Raw genomic sequence first — 19,679 nt, forward strand, 5'->3', positions numbered from 1 at the left:
GGTGGGGGCGGGCCGTGGAGCGGGGCCGTCAGGATCGCTTTCGGGACGAGGTCGGCGGTGTCCTCGCCATAGGTGGAGAGGCGGGGGGAGTAGAGGAAGGAGGCGTCGAGTTCGCGCGCGTGGGGGTCGACCAGGAGTTTGGACGGGTCGAACCACTGGTTGTTGGCCGGGTCGTAGGGGCCGTGTGCGCGGTAGGCGTAACGCGGGCGCTCCGGCAGGTCGAGGGTGAGCGACCAGCCATTGCCGGTGCGGATGAGGGGATGGCGTGACTCTTCGGCGCCATCGAAGAGGCAGAGGTCGATCCGCTCGGCAGTGCTGTGAAGATGGAAGGTGTGTTGCATTGCTGCTCCCTCTCCCCTGCGGGGTGAGGGGTTACCAAGCAGTGTTGCACTGTTGGGCGGCCCCTCACCTTCCCACTGCCTTTGGCAGCGGGCCCCTTCCTCTCCCCGGAGGGGAGAGGAGACCAGCGGTCAGGTTATGACGTCCGGTTCGGTGCGGCCGGTGTGACGGGTGATGCCGGCGATCTCGTCGGCCGCCGCGACGATGTCGGCGAGCATGTCGGGGGTTTCGCGATCAAGTTCGTCGGCGGAGAAGCGTTCGAGATAGACGCGCAGCGTGGCGCCGCTGGTGCCGGTGCCCGACAGGCGGAAGACGACGCGGCTGCCGCCTTCGAACAGCACGCGGACGCCCTGGTTGCGGCTGACCGACTGATCGGTCGGGTCGGTATAGGCGAAATCGTCCGCTGCCTCGACGGTCAGGTCGCCGAAGCGGGTGCCGGGGAGCGAGGCCAGCTTGCCGCGGAGTTCGGCCATCAGCGCATCGGCGCGCTCGCTTTCCACGCCCTCATAATCGTGGCGGGCATAATAGTTGCGGCCATAGGTCGCCCAGTGATCGCGCGCGATCGCATCGACCGACTTGCCCGTCGCGGCGAGGATGTTGAGCCAGAGCAGCACCGCCCATAGCCCGTCCTTTTCGCGAACGTGATCGGAGCCTGTGCCCGCGCTTTCCTCGCCACAGATCGTCGCCATGCCGGCGTCGAGCAGGTTGCCGAAGAATTTCCAGCCGGTCGGCGTTTCGAAGGCGGGGATGCCGAGCTTTTCGGCCACGCGGTCGGCGGCGGCGCTGGTCGGCATCGAGCGCGCAATGCCCTTCAGTCCGCCGGCATAGCCGGGCGCGAGATGCGCGTTGGCGGCGAGCATCGCGAGGCTGTCCGACGGGGTGACGAAGCGGCCCCGGCCGATGATAAGATTGCGGTCGCCGTCACCGTCCGAGGCGGCGCCGAAATCGGGGGCGCCGTCGCCCATCATGTGGTCGTAGAGCGCGCGGGCGTGGACGAGGTTGGGGTCGGGATGATGGCCGCCGAAATCGGGGAGCGGGGTGCCGTTGCGGACGGTGCCCTTCGCAAAGCCGAGGCGGTTTTCGAGGATTTCGGTGGCATAGGGGCCGGTGACCGCGCTCATCGCATCGAACGCCATGGAGAGGTTCGCACGCCGGATCGCGCCGAAATCGAACAGCGTCTCCATCAGCGCGGCATAGTCGGTGACGGGGTCGACCACCTCGACCGTCAGGTCGCCGACCTGCACTTCGCCGAGCGTGTCGAGGTCGATATCGTCGCCCTCCACGATCAGATAGCGGTCGATCGTTTTCGTGCGGGCGTGGATTGCCTCCGTCACCTTTTCAGGCGCCGGGCCGCCATTGCCGATATTGTACTTGATGCCGAAATCCTCGTCCGGGCCGCCGGGATTGTGGCTGGCGGAGAGGACGAGGCCGCCGAGCGCCTGACGCTGGCGGATCAGGTTGCTGGCGGCGGGGGTGGAGAGAATGCCACCCTGGCCGACGACGACGCGGGCAAAGCCGTTGGCGGCGGCCATGCGGATCGCGACCTGGATCACCTCGCAGTTGAGGAAGCGGCCATCGCCGCCGATGACCAGCGTCGCGCCGTCCTTGCCGTCGATCGAGTCGAACACCGACTGGACGAAGTTTTCCGCATAATGCGGCTGCTGGAACACGCGGACCTTCTTGCGCAGGCCGGACGTGCCCGGCTTCTGGTCGTCATAGGGCGTGGTCGAAACGGTGGTGGTCATCAGTCCCCCAAAAGCGATCGATAAAGGTCGGCGTAACGCAGGCCGCTGTGATCCCAGGAGAAATCGGCGGCCATTCCGTTCAACTGCATCATGCGCCACGCGTCCCGGTCCGCATAGAGGGTCGTTGTGCGGTGCAGCGCGCGTTTGAGCGACTCCGTCGAAACGCCGGCGAACTGGATGCCCGTGGCGACGCCGGCGGACAGCGCCGCCTCGTTCGCGTCGATCACCGTATCGGCAAGCCCGCCCGTGCGGGCGACGACGGGGACACAGCCATAAGCGAGGCCATAAAGCTGCGTCAGGCCGCACGGTTCGAAGCGCGACGGGATCAGGATCGCATCCGCGCCGCCCTGCAACAGATGCGACAAGGCCTCGTCATAGCCGATGCGCACGCCGATGCGGCCAGGGTGGCGCAGTGCCGCATCGCGGAAGGCGCGTTCCAGCCCGGCATCGCCAGAGCCGAGCAGGGCAAGGCGCGCGCCGGTGGCGACGAGATCGTCCAGCACCCAGGCGAGCACGTCCATGCCCTTTTGCCAGGTCAGCCGGCTGACCACGGTAAAGATCGGGCCGTCGCCGGGCTCCAGGTCGAACGCCGCCTCCACCGCGCGCTTGTTGGCAACACGGGTATCGAGCGTTTCGGCGGTGAAGCGCTGCGCGAGCGCGGTGTCGTGGGCAGGGTTCCACACGGCGGGATCGATGCCGTTGACGATGCCATGGACGCGGCCGACGCGCGAGCGGATCAGTCCGTCCAGCCCCATGCCGAAATCGGGCGCGTGGATTTCCTGCGCATAGGTCGGGCTGACCGTGGTGATCGCATCAGCGGATTCAAGGCCGCCCTTCAGAAAGCCGACCTGGCCGTAATATTCGACGCCATCGAGCGAGAAGCTGCCGTGGGGCAGGCCGAGTTCGAAGAAGATCGAGGCATCGAACGCGCCCTGGAACGCGATGTTGTGCACCGTCATCACGCTTCTGGCTGCATCCGTACCGGTGGGCGCGAGGCGCAGATAGGCCGGGCCCATCGCCGCCTGCCAGTCATGCGCATGCAGGACATCGAACCGGAAGTCGGGCACCGATCCGGAAGCCAGATCGGCAGCGGCGCGGCCGAGGGCCGCAAATCGGCGCCAGTTGTCGGGCCAGTCCTTGCCACCGATATCGGTATAAAGCGGCCCTTCGCGCATGAAAAATTCCGGTGCGTCGAGGACGAGCAGCGGATGGCCGTCGATCTCGCCCCGGCGCAGCCATGCCTGGGCACCGAGCAGGTCGGGCCAGTGATGTACCGCCTCCGCCCCATCGATCGCGCGTGCGACCGCGGGAAAGCCGGGGATCAGCGTCGTGACCTGAACGCCGTGTGCCGCAAGCGCGGCGGGGAGCGCGCCGACGACGTCGGCGAGCCCCCCGGTCTTGACGAGCGGATACGCCTCCGAGGCGACGGACAGGACGGCGATGGTCATCCGCCCAGACGGTCGATCATCGGCTGGGTGATGAGGCACACGCCCTTGTCGGTGCGGCGGAAACGCTGGGCGTCGAGCACGGGATCGTCGCCGACGACAAGTCCGTCCGGGATGCGCACGCCGCGATCGACCACCACCCGGCGCAGGCGAGAGCCGCGGCCGACATGGACGTGGGGCAGTACCACCGCTTCGTCGAGCATCGCGAAGCTGTGCGCGCGCACGCCGGTGGATAGCATCGAGCGGTGGATCGAGGCGCCGGAGATGATGCAGTCGCCGGCAACGAGGCTGGCCACGGCGGAGCCGCGGCGGCCGTCGATGTCGTGCACGAATTTGGCGGGCGGTGTGATCTCCGAGTAGGTCCACAGTGGCCAGCTACGGTCGTAGAGGTCGAGTTGGGGAACGACGTCGGTGAGGTCGATATTGGCTTCCCAATAGGCGTCGACGGTGCCGACGTCGCGCCAATAGGCGCCCGGTTCGTCGGCAGAGCGCACGCAGGAGGCGGAGAAGCGGTGCGCCTGGGCTTTGCCGTGCTGGACGAGGTAGGGGATGATGTCCTTGCCGAAGTCGCGGGAAGAGCCGGGGGTTTCGGCGTCGCGGCGAAGCTGTTCGAACAGGAAGCGCGTCGAGAAGACATAGATGCCGAGCGAGGCCAGCGCGATCTCCGGATTGCCGGGAATGGCGGGCGGATCGGCGGGCTTCTCCACGAAGTCGATGATCCGGTCGGTCTCGTCGACATGCATCACGCCGAACGCGACCGCCTCCATGCGCGGCACCTCGAGGCAGGCGACGGTAACATCGGCGCCGCTGTCGCAATGCTGCTGGAGCATCAGCTCATAGTCCATCTTGTAGACGTGATCGCCTGCCAGGATGACCATGAATTCGGGCGCGTAGCTCTCGATGATGTCGATGTTCTGGTACACCGCGTCGGCGGTGCCCTCATACCACTGGAACTCGCTGATGCGCTGCGACGCGGGCAGGATGTCGAAGCTTTCGTTGCGCAGGAAGTTCCAGCCGCGCTGAAGGTGCCGGATCAGCGAGTGCGCCTTGTACTGCGTGGCGACGCCGATACGGCGGATGCCCGAATTGATCGCGTTGGACAGCGCGAAATCGATGATCCGCGCCTTGCCGCCGAAATAGACCGCAGGCTTGGCGCGCGTATCGGTCAACTCCATCAGGCGACTGCCACGGCCACCGGCGAGAACATAGGCCATCGCATCGCGTGCCAGTGGTTGTCCGCGCCTCAAATCCATCCGTCTTCTCCCCTGAACCTGTACTTGCAACGCGTGGTGGTGTCGTTTGGCTTCACGCGTTCCTATTCCTCGAGTTGCAACATCACCGTGGCGAGCGGGGGCAGGGTGACCCAGGCGGCGCCGTCTTTCGCCTCCACCCCGCCAAGATTGCCGAGCCCCGATCCCCAATAGTGCTGCGCATCCGAATTGATGATCTCGCGCCAAAGCCCGTCGACGGGCAGCGGTACGCGGTACGGCGCACGTGCGACCGGCGTCATGTTGGCGATGATCGCGACCGGTGCGGCGCCGGGCGCCTTGCGCAACCAAGCGAAGACCGACTGGTCGGCATCGTCCGAGACGAGCCATTCAAACCCTTCCGGCTCGCAATCGCGCGCGTGGAGCGCAGGCGTGTCGCGATACAGCCGGTTGAGGTCGCGGACGAGATTGCGCACGCCCTCATGCGCGTGGCTGCACCGCAAATGCCAGTCGAGCGGGCGATCCTCCGACCATTCCTCGCGCTGGGCAAATTCCTGGCCCATGAACAGCAGCTTCTTGCCGGGATAACCCCACATGAAGGCATAATAGGCGCGAAGATTGGCGAACTTCTGCCAGTCGTCGCCGGCCATCTTGGTGAGGAGCGAGCCCTTGCCATGGACGACCTCGTCATGGCTGAGCGGCAGCACGAAATTCTCGTCGAAGGCGTAATGCAGGCCGAACAGGATCGACCCGTGATGGTGGCGGCGGTGAACCGGCTCCAGCGCCATGTACTTCAGCGTGTCGTGCATGAAGCCCATGTTCCACTTGAACCCGAAGCCCAGGCCGCCGGCATAGGCCGGGGCGGAGACGCCGGGCCAGGCGGTCGATTCCTCGGCGATGGTGAACACGCCCTGATGCTGGCCGTATACCTGCCGATTGACGTCGCGCAGGAACTCCACGGCTTCCCAATTCTCGCGGCCGCCCTGTTCGTTGGGCACCCATTCGCCGCTTTTGCGCGAATAGTCACGGTAGAGCATCGAGGCGACGGCATCGACGCGCAGGCCATCGACATGATAGCGCTCCGGCCAGAACAACGCGTTGTTGACGAGGTAGCTCGCCACTTCGCGCCGGCCGAAATTGTAGATCGCGGTGTTCCAGTCGGGATGGAAGCCCTGGCGCGGATCTTCATGCTCGTAGAGCGCGGTGCCGTCGAAATGCGACAGACCGTGCGCGTCGGTGGGGAAATGCGCGGGCACCCAGTCGAGCAGCACGCCAATGCCGGCCTGATGGGCACCATCGACGAAGCGGGCGAAGCCTTCATGATCGCCGAAACGGGCCGACGGCGCGTAGAGACCCGTGGTCTGATAGCCCCAACTGGGGTCGTAAGGATGCTCGCTGATCGGCAGGAATTCGATATGGGTGAAGCCCATTTCGACCACATAGGGGATCAGCTTGTCGGCGAGCGCGTCCCAGGTGAGATACCAGCCATTCTCGTCGCGGTCCCACGATCCGGCGTGCACCTCGTAGATGCTCATCGGCACGCGGCGCGGATCAACCTTCGCCCAGGCGGCGCGGTGGGCAGCGTCCTGCCATTCATGCGCGAGGGGCGCGGTGGTGATCGAGGCGGTCTTGGGGCGCAGTTCGGCGGCGAAGGCAAAGGGATCGGCCTTTTGCGGCTGGCGGGTGCCGCCGGGGCCGACGATCTCGAACTTGTAGGCACGACCGGTGCCGATATCGGGCAGGAATATCTCCCAGACGCCGACATCGTTCCGGCGGCGCATGACGTGGCGGGCACCGTTCCAGTCGTTGAAGTCACCGACCACCGAGACGCGCTCGGCATTGGGAGCCCAGACGGCGAAATGGACGCCGGTCGCGCCCTGATGCTCGATCAGATGCGCGCCCAACTTGTCGTACAGGCGGCGGTGGGTGCCTTCGCTCATCAACAGGTCGTCGATGGGGCCGAGAACGGGGCCGAAGCTGTAGGGATCGGTGATCCACCATTCGGCCCCGTGGCCCCGTGCGCGGTACTTCACCGGCTGCGGATCGCCGGTGATCGTGCCTTCGAACAGGCCGTTGGGATCGACGCAAGCGAGGTCGCCGAGCGATCCGCCGGCGAGGTCGAACACAGCCACCGCCTGCGCGCCGGGGACAAGCGCGCGCAAGAAGGTGCCGCCCGGCCCTGCATGGGGACCGAGCAGCGCGAAGGGATCGGCGTTGCGCCCTTCGATCAGCGCCTGAATGGCGGTGGCGGGTGGTTTCACATCACCTTCCAGATGTCCGAGGCATATTGGCGGATCGTGCGGTCCGAGGAGAACCAGCCGACCTTTGCGACATTGTGGATCGCCGAACGCATCCAGCCGTCGCGGTCCTCCCAACGCCGGTCCACCCCGCGCTGCGCGGCGTGATAGGCGTCGAAATCGGCGGCGACCATGAACCAGTCGCCGTCGTAAATGCCGCCCATCAGGCCGGCATAGCGGCCGGGATCGTCGGGCGAGAACACGCCCGAGGCGATGGCGGAGACGGCCTGGCGCAGCTCCGGGCTCGCTTCGATCACCGCGCGGGGATCATAGCCGTCGCGGCGCTTGGCGGCCACCTCATCGGCGGTCAGGCCGAAGATGACGATATGATCGTCGCCGACATGATCCTTGATCTCGACATTGGCACCGTCGAGCGTGCCGATGGTGAGCGCGCCGTTCAGCGCGAACTTCATGTTGCCGGTGCCCGACGCCTCCATGCCCGCGGTCGAGATCTGTTCGGACAGGTCGGCGGCGGGAATGATCTTCTCGGCGAGCGAGACATTATAGTTGGGCACGAAGCCGACCTTGAGCAGATCGCCGACCGAGGGATCGGCATTGATCCGGCGGGCGACATCGTTGGCCAGTTTGATGACCAGTTTCGCATTGTGATAGCTGGACGCCGCCTTGCCCGCGAAGAGCTTTACGCGCGGCACCCAGTCGCGCTCAGGATGGCTGCGGATCTGGTCATAGAGCGCCACCGTCTCGATGATGTTGAGCAACTGGCGCTTATATTCGTGGATTCGCTTGATCTGGACGTCGAACAGCGCGTCCGGATCGATGAGCAGGCCCATGTCGGTCTTGAGATGTTGAGACAGTGCCACCTTATTCGAACGCTTCACGCGCGCGAAACGCTCCCGAAACGAAGCGTCCTCGGCAAATTTTTCCAGATCCACCAGCGCTTCGGCATCGTTGAGGAAGCCGGGGCCAATCGCATCGCGGATCAGCGCGGTCAGATCGGGGTTGCATTGCTGCAGCCAGCGGCGCGGGGTGATGCCGTTGGTCTTGTTGTTGATCCGGTCGGGAAACAGGTGGTGCAGGTCGGCAAACACGGTCTGTTTCATCAGATCGGTGTGGAGCGCCGCGACGCCGTTGACGCTGTGCGAGCCGGCAAAGGCGAGGTTGGCCATGCGGACGCGCCGCTCGCCGCCCTCGTCGATCAGGCTGATGGCGGCGATGGCGCGGTCGTCCACGCCGGCCACCTTGCGCGCTTCGCGTAGCAGGCGGGCGTTGATCGCGTAGACGAGTTGCATGTGACGGGGGAGCAATCGCTCGAACAGGGGGAGCGGCCAGCTTTCCAGTGCTTCGGGGAGTAGCGTGTGGTTGGTGTAGCCGAAGGTGGCGCGGGTGATGTCCCAGGCTTCGTCGAAGGCGAGGTCGTGATGGTCGATCAGCAGGCGCATCAACTCGGCGACCGACACGGCGGGGTGGGTGTCGTTGAGCTGTATCGCCGCCTTGTCGGCGAGCGTGCGGATATTGCCGAAATACTGGATGTGGCGGCGGACGATGTCCTGGATGGAGGCGGAGGAGAAGAAATACTCCTGCCGCAGTCGCAGCTCCTGGCCGGCGGGCGAACTGTCCGACGGGTAGAGGACGCGGACCAGCGTTTCGGCGGCAAGCTGGCCGGCGAGCGCGCCCTGATAATCGCCCGCATTGAAGCGGTCGAGGCGGATGGGGTCGAAGGCCCGCGCCGTCCACAGGCGCAGCGTGTTGACGCGGCGGCCGCGCCAGCCGACGACGGGGGTGTCGACCGCGACGGCCTCCACCGCTTCCTGCGGTTTCCAATGGACGGTGCCTTCCTCGGTGCCGGTGACCTCGCCACCGAAGCCGACGAAATAGGCGCTTTCGCGGCGCTCGAATTCCCAGGGGTTGCCATGGGCGAGCCAGGTTTCGGGAAGCTCCACCTGCCAGCCATCGTCGATGCGCTGGCGGAACATGCCGTTCACATAGCGGATGCCATAGCCATAAGCGGGCACGTCGAGGCTGGCGAGGCTTTCCATGAAGCACGCCGCCAGGCGTCCCAGGCCGCCATTGCCGAGCGCGGCATCGGGCTCGATCTCCTCGATGTCGGCAAGGTCGACACCCAGCGAGCGAAGCGCGGCAGACACCTGTTCCATGACGCCGAGATTGGACAGCGCGTCGCGCAGCAGGCGGCCGATCAGGAATTCGAGGCTGAGATAATAGACGCGCTTGGCGCCGGCGGCGTGGGCCGCCTTGGTGGAGGCCATCCACCGCTCGATGATATCGTTACGGACGGTGAGGATCGTTGCGGCAAGCCAGTCATGCGTCCGCGCGGCCTGCGCGTCCTTGCCGATGCGGTGGACGAGGGTGTCGAGGATCGCGTCGGCGAGCGGCTGGGGATCGTCGACATGGAGGGTGGTGATGGATGCTGTCACGAACGGCCCGTTCAGGATGGTGGAGTTGACAGATTAGTGCGGCGCGGGGCGATGTCACGCACGATTGCTGACATACGTTAGGGGATAGGCGTTAGGGGTTAGGACGGGTCAGCCGAACGCGGCACCCCAGAGCAGCATGATGTTGAGCACGATGATCACGCTGGCGATCACCCAGGCCAGGATGCGCAGCCACGCCGCGCTGGCGAAGTTGCCCATGATCGCGCGGTCGCCGGTGAACTTGACCAGCGGCACGACGGCGAAGGGCAGTTGCAGGCTGAGGATGACCTGGCTGAGCACGAGCAGGCGGGTGGCGCCGGCGTCGCCCATGGCACCCACCACCAGCACCGCAGGGATGATGGCAAGCGCGCGGGTGATGAGGCGGCGCGCCCAGCCGGGGATGCGCAGGTCGAGGAAACCCTCCATCACGATCTGCCCGGCAAGCGTACCGGTGACGGTGGAGTTCTGGCCCGAGGCGAGCAGCGCGACGGCGAAGACGATGCTGGCTGCGCCCACGCCCAGCATCGGGGCGAGGAGGCGGTAGGCCTCGTCGATTTCGGCGATGTCGGTGCGACCGGCGATGTGGAAGGTGGCGGCCGACACGATCAGAATCGCGGCGTTGATGAAGAAGGCGAAGGCCAGGGCCACCGTACTGTCGATGGTGGCGAGGCGCACCGCCTCGCGCTTGCCCTTGTCATCCTCGCTGAATGCGCGGGTCTGCACGACCGAGGAATGGAGATACAGATTGTGCGGCATCACCGTCGCACCGAGGATGCCGATGGCGAGATACAGCATCGCGGGATCGGTGATGATGCGCGTGGTGGGGACGAGGCCGGCGGCGACCGCGGCGGGATCGGGGTGCGAGGCGAACAACTCGAACAGGAAGCAGCCCGCGATCACCAGCAGCAGCGTGACGATGAACGCCTCCAGCTTGCGGAAGCCGAAGCGTTGCAGGGCGAGGATGACGAACACGTCAAGCGCGGTGATGAGCACGCCCCAGGTGAGTGGCAGGCCGAACAGGAGCTTGAGCGCGATGGCGGTGCCCAGCACTTCGGCCAGATCGCAGGCGATGATCGCGATCTCGCAAAGCAGCCACAGGACGCGCGAGGTGGCCTTGGAATAATGCGCGCGGCAGGCCTGGGCGAGGTCGAGCCCGGCGGCGATGCCGAGCCGTGCGGACAGCGCCTGCAGCACCATCGCCATCAGGTTGGACAGCAGGATGACCGAGAGCAGCGCATAGCCGTAAGCCGAGCCGCCGGCGATGCCGGTCGCCCAGTTGCCCGGGTCCATATAGCCGACCGCGACCAAATAGCCGGGCCCGGCAAAGGCGAACAGGCGGCGCCAGAAGGAGGCTCCTTCGGGAATGGCGACGCTGCGATGGCTTTCGGCGAGCGAACGGCGGACGGGTGCAGCGGCGGTCATGTGTCCCCGGTGTGACGGAGAAGCCTGAACGTCACAAGGGTGCAACCGTTTCGTGGGGGTACAGATAATCCATTTGCCGGATCAGACCGGGGCCGCGTCAGGGCCTGCGCCATAGTGGTGCCAGGTGAAGATCGCGAGTGCGCCGCGGTGCGGGCGCCAGTTTTCGGCCAGCGTGCGGGTGAGCTTTTCGGAAGGGCGCACCTCGTGGCCGAGGATGCGGCCGATCTCGACCTGGACCGCGAGGTCGCCGGCGGGCCAGATATCGGTGCGGCCTTCGGCGAACAGCAGATAGACCTCCGCCGACCAGCGACCGATGCCCTTGACGCGGACCAGTTGTGCGATCGCCTCCTCGTCGTCGGCGGGCAGGTTTTCCAGATCGAGCCGGCCGCTGGTCACCTCCTCGGCGAGACTGCGGGCGTAGCTGGCCTTTTGGCGCGACAGGCCGGCGCCGCGCAGTTGCTCGTCGCTGGCGGCGGCGAGGATCGCCGGATCTTCCGGATTGCCGAGCACCGTGGACAGTTTTAGCCACACCGCGTTGGCGGAGGCGACCGAGACCTGCTGGCCGATGATGGTGCGCAGAAGCGTGCCGTAGCCTCGTTCGCGGATGCGCGGTTCGGGATAGCCGACGCGTTGCAGCGCGGCCGCGATCGTCGGTTCGATCGCGGCGAGCGCATCCATGCTGTCGCGGATCTGCTCAGCGCTCAGCCCCATGATGCTTGATCCGGCCAGGCGGGAACGGCAGAGCGGCGCAAAATCGCAAGGAGCATGATCATGGCCAAGCTTATCGTCGTCACGCGCGAGGGGGAAGAACGCGAGATCGAGGGGCAGGCCGGTTTTTCGGTGATGGAGGTGATCCGCGACGGCGGGATCGACGAGATCCTGGCGCTGTGCGGCGGATGCTGTTCGTGCGCGACCTGCCATGTGCATGTCGACCCGGCCTTTGCCGACAAGTTGCCGCCGATCGGGCCGGACGAGGATGATCTGCTCGATTCGGCGGGCGAGCGGGATCAGTATTCGCGGCTGTCGTGCCAGTTGCCGTTCGGGCCGGCATTTGACGGGATGCGGGTGCGGATCGCGGCGGAGGATTGATTTCGTCTATGCCCTCTTTCCCACGGGGAGAGGGAGGGGCCCGCCGCGAAGCGGTGGGAGGGTGAGGGGTGCCCAACAGTGCTGCACTGCTTGTCTGCCCCTCACCCTTCCCACTGCCTGACGGCAGCGGGCCCCTTCAGCATCAGGTCGTCCATGCCCCCGGCATGGACTAAACAGCGCGGGGCGCTGTTTACCTGATGCTCCCCCGGAGGGGAGAGGGGATAGTTACCGCGCCGCGACCGCGTAGAGCGCGATGGCGGCGGCGTTGGAGACGTTCAGGCTTTCCACCTTGTCGCTGATCGGCAGCTTGGCGAGTTCGTCGCAGTGCGTCTCGGTATTGGCGCGCATGCCTTCGCCCTCGGCGCCGAGCACGATCGCGATGCGCTGATTGCCCATCGTCTGGCCCAGCGTCTGTTCGGCATGGCCGGTCAGGCCGATCCGCCAGAAGCCGGCTTCCGCGATTTCCTCCAGCGCACGGGCGAGGTTCACGACGCGCACCCAGGGCACCGTTTCCAGCGCGCCCGAGGCGGCGCGGGCGACCGTGCCCGATTCGGGCGGCGAGTGGCGGTCCTGCGTGACGATGCCCAGCGCGTCGAACGCCGCGGCCGAGCGCAGGATCGCGCCGACATTGTGCGGGTCCGTCACCTGATCGAGAATGATGAGCGGCCGCTGGTCGCCCTCACCCTGTTGCAGCAGGTCGCCCAGCCAGATGTCCTCCAGCGGATCGACGTCGATCACCAGCCCCTGGTGCGGCGCGTCGCCGGGCACCAGGCGGCCGAGATCGGCGGCGTCGGCAAAGGTCACCGGGATGGTCGGGTCGATCTCGACGTCCAGTTGGCGCAGCGCCTCATGCGTGCCCCAGATCTTTCGTACGGTGCGCGCCGGATTGGCGAGCGCGGCGGTGACCGCGTGGCGCCCCCAGAAGCGGGGGCGGTTCGCGATACCCGTGCTGGGGCGGTGCCCCCGGCGTCCGGTCTGTCGTGCCATCAGTCGTCATCGTCCGTATAAGCAAAGGGATCGGTCACCACCGGCTGCGTCGGCAACGGCGGTCGCGGCAGCGCCTTGTCCGCATTTGCGGCACCAAGCAAGACACCGGCGAGAACGATCGAGGCCTGGCGCATATCCTCCGCCTTCAGATGGTCGAAGGTGTCGGCCGAACTGTGATGGATGCGGCTGCCGTAATCGAGCGGGTCCTGGATGAACTGGAAGCCCTGTACGCCCACCGCTTGCATGAAGACATGGTCGGTGCCGCCAGTCGGGCGCAACGCCACGGTGCCGGCCCCCAGGCCGGCATAGGGGGCGAGCCATTCGCGTAAGGTCGGCACCGCCGCCGGATTATTTTCCGCATACAGGCCGCGCAGCTTGCCCGAGCCGTTGTCGATGTTGAAATAGGCGGCAAGGTCGCCATAGCCGGGCAGCGGCGTCACGGGCCAGCGCTGCGTCCAACCATAATAGCGGGCAAGGCCGGTCTGCGGCGCATCGGACGGGCGGCCGCGGGTCGCCAGATGCTTTTCCACATAGGCCATCGAGCCGAGAATGCCCTGTTCCTCGCCTGACCACAGCGCGAAGCGGATCGTGCGCTTCGGCCGCTGACCGGTGGCGGCGAGGATGCGGGCCGCCTCCATGATCATCGCGGAGCCCGCGGCATTGTCGGCGGCGCCGTCGCCCGCGACCCAGCTGTCCAGATGCGCGCCGGCCATCACATAGCCGGCCTTGGGATCGGTGCCGGGGATTTCGGCGATGATGTTGTAGGCGTTGATGTCCGAATCGTCGTAGCGGACATCGCTCAGGATCTCGATCGTCGGCGGCGTGCCCGACTTGGCGAGGCGGGCGAGGCGGCGATAATCCTCGGCGGCAAGTTCGACGCCGGGCACCTGCGGGGTTTCGCCGCGACCGAACAGATAGCCTTCGCCGTGGAGCAGCTTGCCGTCGCGGTAGGACTGGGTGACATAGGCGACGGCGCCTTCCGCCTTCAGGAACGCATCGAGCTTCTTGGCGAAGTCGAGGCGCTTCAGGCGGCGGTCGGCGGTTTCGGGATCGTTGGTCGGCTGCACGAACACGTCGAGCTTGCCGAGATCTTCGCCGGACAGGCGGCGGAAGGGCGGGTTGCCGGGCTCGTCGCCGGTGCCGGGTAGCGTCACCATGACGATCTTGCCGTTCAGCTTTCCGCGCCACTGTGCGAAATCGCGCTCACGCTTCATCGGGGCGACGATGACGGGGGCGGTGACGGCACCGTTCGTGGCGGGAGTCCAGGCGATGGGAATGGCGGTGAGGGCAAGCGGGCGGGGGCTGACCATGCGCACGCTGGCGCGTTCGATCGACCAGCCGCGGCCGAACTCGAACCCTTCCTTGTGGACGTTCTTCAGGCCCCATTCGCGGAACTTGGCCGCGGTCCAGTCCTCGGCACGGCGCATCGCCGGGCTGTTGGTCATGCGCGGGCCGATCACGTCGGTCAGATGCTGCGCGGTAACCATGACCTGGCTGTGATTCGTGCCCTCGTCGATGATCCGGCCGACCGGGCTGCGATCCTGCGCGACGGCGGGCGAGAAAGCCGCCACCGCGGCGGCGGTGACGAGCAACAGACGCTTCATGAAGGTCCCCCTGAAAGATTGTTGCGCGAGAGGCTAAGCACCTGCCGGCCTGCACGCAAGCGCCCAAACCCCGTTGACAGCACGGCGTCGAATCGGCATTGGGCGCCCTCGCTCTTCGGGAGCGACACCCCGGAAGGGTGGCCGAGTGGTTAAAGGCAGCAGACTGTAAATCTGCCCGCGTGAGCGTACACTGGTTCGAATCCAGTCCCTTCCACCATTACTGCCGATGGGCTATGCGTGTGTCGGCGTCGAATGCGGGCGGGTATAGCACAATGGTAGTGCAGCAGCCTTCCAAGCTGAATACACGGGTTCGATTCCCGTTACCCGCTCCAATTCCTCCCCATCGATGACGAAGACGCCCGGGGCGAACCCGGCTTCATGCGATGCTTACCAAATGCGGTTAGCGTCTGCGTCCATGCTGCACGATCCCGCATTTCCGGTTTCAGACGACGAAGCCAAAGCTCCGCCGCGTCCCCCCTCCGCGGTCAGCCACGGCGTGGGTCTGGCCGGGCTCGCCGGTGCGGTGGCGTGGATCGCGACGGCGCGCGCGCTGCATCTGGACGGCCCCTATGCGGCCCTCGTCAATCTGGCGGCGTGTGGCGTGCCGATGGTGCTGTGGCTGCTGCTGGTGGACAAGGTGCACCGGCGGCCATCGACCGGGATCGACTGGGGCCTGCGCAGGCCGCTTCGCGAGACGCTGGACATCAGCCTGACCAAGCTGGCCGGATTATGGGCGACCTGGGGCGGGATCGCGGTCATCTACGCCACCGGGCGCTTCTATTGGCAGGGGCATTTCGCCTTCGCCATGTGGTGCTTCACCAATGCCGCGCCGGTGCTGCTGGTCGCGTCGATCGGCTATGTGCTGTGGATCGACCGCTATCTGGTCTCCCCGCGTGACGGGGCATGGCATCTGGGAGCGTGGCTTACGGGCCAGGGCGGGGTCGATCGCGATGCGATTTACGGCCATCTGCGCGCCTGGGGGGTGAAGGCGTTCTTCCTGGCCTTCATGGTGGCGGTGGTGCCGCCGGGCTTTGGCGAGTTCGTGCGCGGCGACATGACCACGGTGCTGCACGATCCGGTCGCGCTGGCTAACTGGCTGATCACGCTGATGTTCCTGATCGACGTTGCGTTCGCGACCGTTGGCTATGTGCTGACCATGCGGCCGCTGGATGCGCATATCCGTTCCGCCACGCCCTATGCGGCCGGGTGGACGGCGGCGCTGATCTGCTACCCGCCCTTCATCCTGATGAGCGACGGCGGGCCGCTGGATTACCGGCCGGGTACGGCGGAGTGGAGTTACTGGTTTGCAGGGCATCCGGTGATGCTGAGCGCGATCGGCGCGGTGCTGGTCGCGCTGACCGCCATTTACGCCTGGGCGACGGTGGCGTTCGGCGTGCGCTTTTCGAACCTGACGCACCGCGGCATCCTGACCCATGGGCCTTATGCGTTTTCGCGCCATCCCGCCTATCTGTCGAAGAACCTGTTCTGGTGGATCTCGACCATCCCGGTGCTGTCGACCGGCAGCGTGGTGGATGCGGGCCGGGCGACGATCCTGCTGGGGGTGGTCAGCGGGGTCTATTACTGGCGCGCCAAGACCGAGGAGCGGCACCTGGGCGCCGATCCGGATTATCTCGCCTATAGCGCGTGGATGGCGCGGTACGGCGCGGTGCCGCGGTTTTTTGGGTGGGTGTTTCGTAAAGGACAAGGAGGGGCGAGCGCGGTGCCTGTGGCGGCCCCTCACCCTTCCGCGGCTTTGCCGCTCCCTCCCTCTCCCCAAGGGGGAGAGGGATAAGAAGTCAGAAGCTTTCTTCCGCGTAGACCCGGGACAGGTCGCCGCCCCACGCGCCGTTGTAGCGGTCGAGCAGCGTCTGCGCGGGAACCTTGCCGGTGCGGACGATCTCGCGCAGGGGATCGAGGAAGCCGGTCTCGTTGTCGCCGGCGCCGTTGTAGCGGGCGCGGGCGGCAAGGCCGGCATGGGCGATGTCGAGCACCTCGCCGGCGATGTCGCGCAGGGTGCCGCCGCCGGGAATGGGGGCGCCCAGCGCCTTGGCCGGAACCGCATCGCGCAGCGCCTGACGCTCTTCCAGCGTCCAGTGCTTCACCACGTCCCACGCCGCGTCGAGCGCGGCATCGTCATAGAGCAATCCCACCCACAGGGCCGGTAGCGCACAGATGCGGTTCCACGGGCCGCCATCGGCACCGCGCATTTCCAGAAACGTCTTCAGCCGCACTTCGGGGAAGGCGGTGGAGAGATGGTCGTTCCAGTCGTCCAGCGTCGGCTTCTCGCCGGGCAGGACGGACAGTTCGCCCTTCAGGAAGTCGCGGAAGGACAGGCCGGCGGCGTCGATATACTTGCCGTCACGGTAGACGAAGTACATCGGCACATCGAGCATATAGTCGGCATAGCGTTCGTAGCCGAAGCCGTCCTCGAACACGAAGGGCAGCATGCCGGTGCGCGCGGGATCGGTGTCCGACCAGATATGGCTGCGATACGAGAGCAGGCCGTTGGGCTTGCCCTCCGTAAAGGGCGAGTTTGCGAACAGCGCGGTGGCGAGCGGTTGCAGCGCCAGGCCGACGCGGAACTTCTTGGCCATGTCGGCTTCCGTCGCATAGTCCAGATTCACCTGGATCGTGCAGGTCCGCAGCATCATGTCGAGGCCGAGATTGCCAACGCGCGGCATGTGGCGGCGCATGATATCGTAGCGGCCCTTGGGCATGATCGGCAGTTCGGCGCGCGTCTTGTCTGGCCACATGCCGAGGCCGAGAAAGCCGATGCCCAGTGCCTCGCCCGCGGCCTTCACCTGTGTCAGATGGCGGCCGGTTTCGGCACAGGTTTCGTGCAGATTGTCGAGCGGCGCGCCCGAAAGCTCGAACTGGCCCGCGGGTTCGAGGCTGACGGTGCCGTCGCTGCCGGCGAGCGCGATGACCTTGCCGCCTTCCTCGATCGGCTGCCAGCCATATTGGGTCAACTCGCCCAGCAGCGCGCGGATGCCTGAAGGTTCGTCGTAGGACGGCGCATGATGATCGCCGAGTGCATAGACGAATTTCTCATGCTCGGTGCCGATCCGCCAGCGGTCGCGCGACTTCTCGCCTCGGGCGAAGCTCTGGATGAGCTGGTCGCGCGACTCGATGGGGGCGCTCTTGCTGGTCGAGGCGGATTTTGTCGTCATGAACGGGCCCTTACGCGCGGGGGGAAGGCTGCGCCATAGGGTGAATCAAGCCCAGTCGCCCGATACCCCCATCCACAAGGCGACGGCGGCGGCCGCGGCGGTGTCCGCACGCAGGATGCGGGGGCCGAGACCGATGCCAACGGCCTGAGGCAGGGCACGAATCGCCTCGCGCTCATCGGCGTCGAAGCCGCCTTCGGGGCCGATCAGGATGGCCGCCGGGCTGGGGTGCGCGGCAAAGGCGGCGGCAGCGGAGGTGCCGCCGGTTTCGTCCGCGAAGAACAGGGTGCGCTCCTGCGGCCAGTCGCGCAGCAGGGCGGGCAGTTTCACCGGCTCCACCAGTTCGGGCAGTGCGGTGCGGGCACATTGCTCCGCCGCCTCGATCATGTGGGCGCGAAGTCGCTCGCTATTCGGCTTGTCCACCACCGTGCGGCGGGTGACGACCGGGACGAGCCGGGCGACGCCCAGTTCGCACGCCTTCTCCGCCATCCAGTCGACGCGGTTCTTCTTGAGCGGCGCGGCGCACAGCCACAGATCGGGCACCGGTTCGCGCGGGCGCAGCATCTCTGTGACGTCCAGCGTCAGGTGGCGCTTGCTCACTCCGGTGGCGATGCCCAGCCATTCGCCGGTGCGATCATCGAACAGCTTGACCGGATCGCCGACCCTGGTCCGCATCACGGACAAGAGGTAATGCGCGGCGGGACCGTCGATACGCACGGCGCCGGGCGCGAGCGGCTGGTCGATGAACAGGCGCGGCGTCGATTGCGGCGGCCAGGCGGGGGTGGCGGGCATAGCCGTTGGCTTACACGCGCCGAGCACCTTTTCGAAGCCCGTGCGTTGCTAGGCCCCATGGGAAAACATTACGACCGTGATCTCGCCGCGCTGCAACTGGCGCTTGTCCGCACCCAGGCCGCGATGACGGCGTCGGGCGAGCGCGTGGTGCTGGTGCTGGAAGGGCGCGACGGCGCGGGCAAGGACGGCGCGATCAAACGGATCACCGAGCATCTGTCGGTGCGCTCGACACGGGTCGTGGCGCTGCCCAAGCCATCCGATCGGGAGCGGACGCAGTGGTATTTCCAGCGCTATGCCACGCATCTGCCGGCCGCCGGTGAATTCGTGATCTTCAACCGGTCCTGGTACAATCGGGCAGGGGTGGAGGTGGTTATGGGCTTCTCCACCGCCGCCGAGCAGGAAGCCTTTCTGCGCGACGCGCCCGATTTCGAGCGGATGCTGGTGGAAAGCGGCATCAAGCTGGTGAAGCTGTGGCTGGACATCGACAAGGACGAACAGGCCGATCGGCTGGAGGCAAGGCGCACCGATCCGCTGAAGATGCTGAAAGTGTCCGACATGGATGCGGTGGCGCAGGACAAATGGGCGGACTATTCAGCGGCGCGCGACACCATGCTGACGCGGACGCATACGCCACTGGCACCGTGGCATTGCGTAAGGGCGAACAGCAAGAAGGACGCACGGCTGGCGATCATGCGCCACCTGCTGAAAAGTGTCGCGCCGGCCGAGATTGCGGACACGGTGAAGGCGCCCGACCCGAACATACTGTTCCCGTTCGAGATCCCCGCGATTGCCGACGGTCGTTTGGCAAAATAGAAACGGTCAACGGCGACGGCGGCGGAGCAGCATCCAGGCGACGACGAGCACGGCGACCACCAGCAGCGCGACGCCGCCGATCAGCCCGGCGACACGCAGGATCGCCCAGAACAATGCTTCGACGAAACGGCCGACCGCGACCGACAGGCCGATCATGCGACAGGGGGTGCGGGCGACGACATCGCGCCACCATAGCGGCACGCACCCTTGCGCACCAAGTGCCACGCCCATAACCCGTTCCACATGCAGATCGACATCGTTCCCGACAGCGAGCATCGCGGCCTGGTCGGCCGTTTGCCCCCGAAGATGCGCGGGCTGGCGCTGCTGGCGCGGCTCGACCGGCCGATCGGGTGGTGGCTGCTGTTCTGGCCGGGGGCGTGG

At 66.5% G+C, this 19,679-nt stretch carries 15 protein-coding genes, 2 tRNA genes and 2 pseudogenes; 6 read left to right on the forward strand and 13 right to left on the reverse strand.

What is annotated here, in order from left to right; translation table 11 throughout:
- The 8 genes and pseudogenes from Q0U08_RS07770 to Q0U08_RS07805 form a co-directional block, all read right to left on the reverse strand.
- A pseudogene (locus tag Q0U08_RS07770) lies at window positions 1-341 on the reverse strand (glycogen debranching enzyme); the annotation flags it as partial.
- 129 nt (window positions 342-470) lie between these two features.
- Entirely contained in the window at window positions 471-2,084 is a 1,614-nt protein-coding gene (locus Q0U08_RS07775; protein WP_298090762.1) for an alpha-D-glucose phosphate-specific phosphoglucomutase, read from the reverse strand.
- Window positions 2,084-3,532, reverse strand: a complete 1,449-nt coding sequence (gene glgA / locus Q0U08_RS07780; RefSeq protein WP_298090763.1) for a glycogen synthase GlgA — start codon at window positions 3,530-3,532, stop codon at window positions 2,084-2,086. The genes Q0U08_RS07775 and glgA overlap by 1 nt, the downstream gene beginning before the upstream one ends.
- Entirely contained in the window at window positions 3,529-4,782 is a 1,254-nt protein-coding gene (glgC, locus tag Q0U08_RS07785) for a glucose-1-phosphate adenylyltransferase (RefSeq protein ID WP_298090765.1), read from the reverse strand. Before glgC ends, glgA begins: the two co-directional genes overlap by 4 nt.
- A gap of 62 nt (window positions 4,783-4,844) precedes the next feature.
- Entirely contained in the window at window positions 4,845-6,998 is a 2,154-nt protein-coding gene (gene glgB / locus Q0U08_RS07790) for a 1,4-alpha-glucan branching protein GlgB (protein WP_298090766.1), read from the reverse strand.
- Window positions 6,995-9,427, reverse strand: a complete 2,433-nt coding sequence (locus Q0U08_RS07795) for a glycogen/starch/alpha-glucan phosphorylase (RefSeq protein ID WP_298090768.1) — start codon at window positions 9,425-9,427, stop codon at window positions 6,995-6,997. The genes glgB and Q0U08_RS07795 overlap by 4 nt, the downstream gene beginning before the upstream one ends.
- 108 nt (window positions 9,428-9,535) lie before the next feature.
- Window positions 9,536-10,846 (reverse strand): Nramp family divalent metal transporter, encoded by a 1,311-nt coding sequence (locus Q0U08_RS07800; protein ID WP_298090769.1) that lies wholly within the window; start codon window positions 10,844-10,846, stop codon window positions 9,536-9,538.
- 81 nt (window positions 10,847-10,927) lie between these two features.
- Window positions 10,928-11,557 (reverse strand): DNA-3-methyladenine glycosylase 2 family protein, encoded by a 630-nt coding sequence (locus tag Q0U08_RS07805; RefSeq protein ID WP_298090770.1) that lies wholly within the window; start codon window positions 11,555-11,557, stop codon window positions 10,928-10,930.
- 60 nt (window positions 11,558-11,617) lie between these two features.
- On the opposite strand from Q0U08_RS07805, the gene Q0U08_RS07810 reads away from it, so the two are divergent.
- Entirely contained in the window at window positions 11,618-11,935 is a 318-nt protein-coding gene (locus tag Q0U08_RS07810) for a 2Fe-2S iron-sulfur cluster-binding protein (protein ID WP_298090771.1), read from the forward strand.
- Between the two features lie 225 nt (window positions 11,936-12,160).
- Here the strand turns inward: Q0U08_RS07810 and rlmB are convergent, their stop codons facing one another.
- Window positions 12,161-12,922, reverse strand: coding sequence for a 23S rRNA (guanosine(2251)-2'-O)-methyltransferase RlmB (rlmB, locus tag Q0U08_RS07815; protein ID WP_298090772.1), 762 nt, complete (start codon window positions 12,920-12,922; stop codon window positions 12,161-12,163).
- Window positions 12,922-14,526 carry a M20/M25/M40 family metallo-hydrolase gene (locus Q0U08_RS07820; protein WP_298090774.1) on the reverse strand — a complete coding sequence of 535 codons (1,605 nt, stop codon included), beginning with the start codon at window positions 14,524-14,526 and terminating at the stop codon, window positions 12,922-12,924. The genes rlmB and Q0U08_RS07820 overlap by 1 nt, the downstream gene beginning before the upstream one ends.
- 131 nt (window positions 14,527-14,657) lie before the next feature.
- Between Q0U08_RS07820 and Q0U08_RS07825 the strand changes: the two genes are divergently transcribed.
- The 3 genes from Q0U08_RS07825 to Q0U08_RS07835 all read left to right on the forward strand — a co-directional run bounded on the left by Q0U08_RS07825 (window position 14,658) and on the right by Q0U08_RS07835 (window position 16,318).
- Window positions 14,658-14,743, forward strand: a tRNA-Tyr gene (locus tag Q0U08_RS07825).
- A 41-nt stretch (window positions 14,744-14,784) separates the two neighbouring features.
- Window positions 14,785-14,858: transfer RNA gene (locus Q0U08_RS07830), tRNA-Gly, on the forward strand.
- Between the two features lie 83 nt (window positions 14,859-14,941).
- The gene (locus Q0U08_RS07835; protein WP_298090775.1) at window positions 14,942-16,318 is read left to right on the forward strand and encodes a DUF1295 domain-containing protein; all 1,377 of its coding nucleotides are present in this window, start codon (window positions 14,942-14,944) and stop codon (window positions 16,316-16,318) included.
- Window positions 16,319-16,322: 4 nt separating this feature from the next.
- Here the strand turns inward: Q0U08_RS07835 and Q0U08_RS07840 are convergent, their stop codons facing one another.
- Both Q0U08_RS07840 and Q0U08_RS07845 read right to left on the reverse strand, forming a co-directional pair.
- Window positions 16,323-17,696 carry a glutamate--cysteine ligase gene (locus Q0U08_RS07840; protein ID WP_298090776.1) on the reverse strand — a complete coding sequence of 458 codons (1,374 nt, stop codon included), beginning with the start codon at window positions 17,694-17,696 and terminating at the stop codon, window positions 16,323-16,325.
- 45 nt (window positions 17,697-17,741) lie between these two features.
- Window positions 17,742-18,485, reverse strand: a complete 744-nt coding sequence (locus Q0U08_RS07845; protein ID WP_298090778.1) for a 16S rRNA (uracil(1498)-N(3))-methyltransferase — start codon at window positions 18,483-18,485, stop codon at window positions 17,742-17,744.
- A 57-nt stretch (window positions 18,486-18,542) separates the two neighbouring features.
- On the opposite strand from Q0U08_RS07845, the gene ppk2 reads away from it, so the two are divergent.
- Entirely contained in the window at window positions 18,543-19,298 is a 756-nt protein-coding gene (gene ppk2, locus Q0U08_RS07850; RefSeq protein ID WP_298090779.1) for a polyphosphate kinase 2, read from the forward strand.
- 6 nt (window positions 19,299-19,304) lie between these two features.
- Here the strand turns inward: ppk2 and Q0U08_RS07855 are convergent, their stop codons facing one another.
- Window positions 19,305-19,529 carry a hypothetical protein gene (locus Q0U08_RS07855; RefSeq protein ID WP_298090780.1) on the reverse strand — a complete coding sequence of 75 codons (225 nt, stop codon included), beginning with the start codon at window positions 19,527-19,529 and terminating at the stop codon, window positions 19,305-19,307.
- 12 nt (window positions 19,530-19,541) lie between these two features.
- Here Q0U08_RS07855 and Q0U08_RS07860 point away from each other — a divergent pair.
- Window positions 19,542-19,679 (forward strand): annotated as a pseudogene (locus tag Q0U08_RS07860) (4-hydroxybenzoate octaprenyltransferase); the annotation flags it as partial.

The organism is uncultured Sphingomonas sp. (assembly GCF_946477935.1).
Lineage (GTDB): Bacteria > Pseudomonadota > Alphaproteobacteria > Sphingomonadales > Sphingomonadaceae > Sphingomonas.

Coding starts and splice junctions, on each gene's coding strand:
- Q0U08_RS07800 (WP_298090769.1), bottom strand. CDS start 10,846: ATGACCGCCGCTGCACCCGTCCGCCGTTCGCTCGCCGAAAGCCATCGC.
- ppk2 (WP_298090779.1), top strand. CDS start 18,543: ATGGGAAAACATTACGACCGTGATCTCGCCGCGCTGCAACTGGCGCTT.
- Q0U08_RS07835 (WP_298090775.1), top strand. CDS start 14,942: ATGCTGCACGATCCCGCATTTCCGGTTTCAGACGACGAAGCCAAAGCT.
- Q0U08_RS07805 (WP_298090770.1), bottom strand. CDS start 11,557: ATGGGGCTGAGCGCTGAGCAGATCCGCGACAGCATGGATGCGCTCGCC.
- Q0U08_RS07855 (WP_298090780.1), bottom strand. CDS start 19,529: ATGGGCGTGGCACTTGGTGCGCAAGGGTGCGTGCCGCTATGGTGGCGC.
- glgC (WP_298090765.1), bottom strand. CDS start 4,782: ATGGATTTGAGGCGCGGACAACCACTGGCACGCGATGCGATGGCCTAT.
- Q0U08_RS07810 (WP_298090771.1), top strand. CDS start 11,618: ATGGCCAAGCTTATCGTCGTCACGCGCGAGGGGGAAGAACGCGAGATC.
- Q0U08_RS07840 (WP_298090776.1), bottom strand. CDS start 17,696: ATGACGACAAAATCCGCCTCGACCAGCAAGAGCGCCCCCATCGAGTCG.
- Q0U08_RS07820 (WP_298090774.1), bottom strand. CDS start 14,526: ATGAAGCGTCTGTTGCTCGTCACCGCCGCCGCGGTGGCGGCTTTCTCG.
- glgA (WP_298090763.1), bottom strand. CDS start 3,532: ATGACCATCGCCGTCCTGTCCGTCGCCTCGGAGGCGTATCCGCTCGTC.
- rlmB (WP_298090772.1), bottom strand. CDS start 12,922: ATGGCACGACAGACCGGACGCCGGGGGCACCGCCCCAGCACGGGTATC.
- Q0U08_RS07775 (WP_298090762.1), bottom strand. CDS start 2,084: ATGACCACCACCGTTTCGACCACGCCCTATGACGACCAGAAGCCGGGC.
- Q0U08_RS07845 (WP_298090778.1), bottom strand. CDS start 18,485: ATGCCCGCCACCCCCGCCTGGCCGCCGCAATCGACGCCGCGCCTGTTC.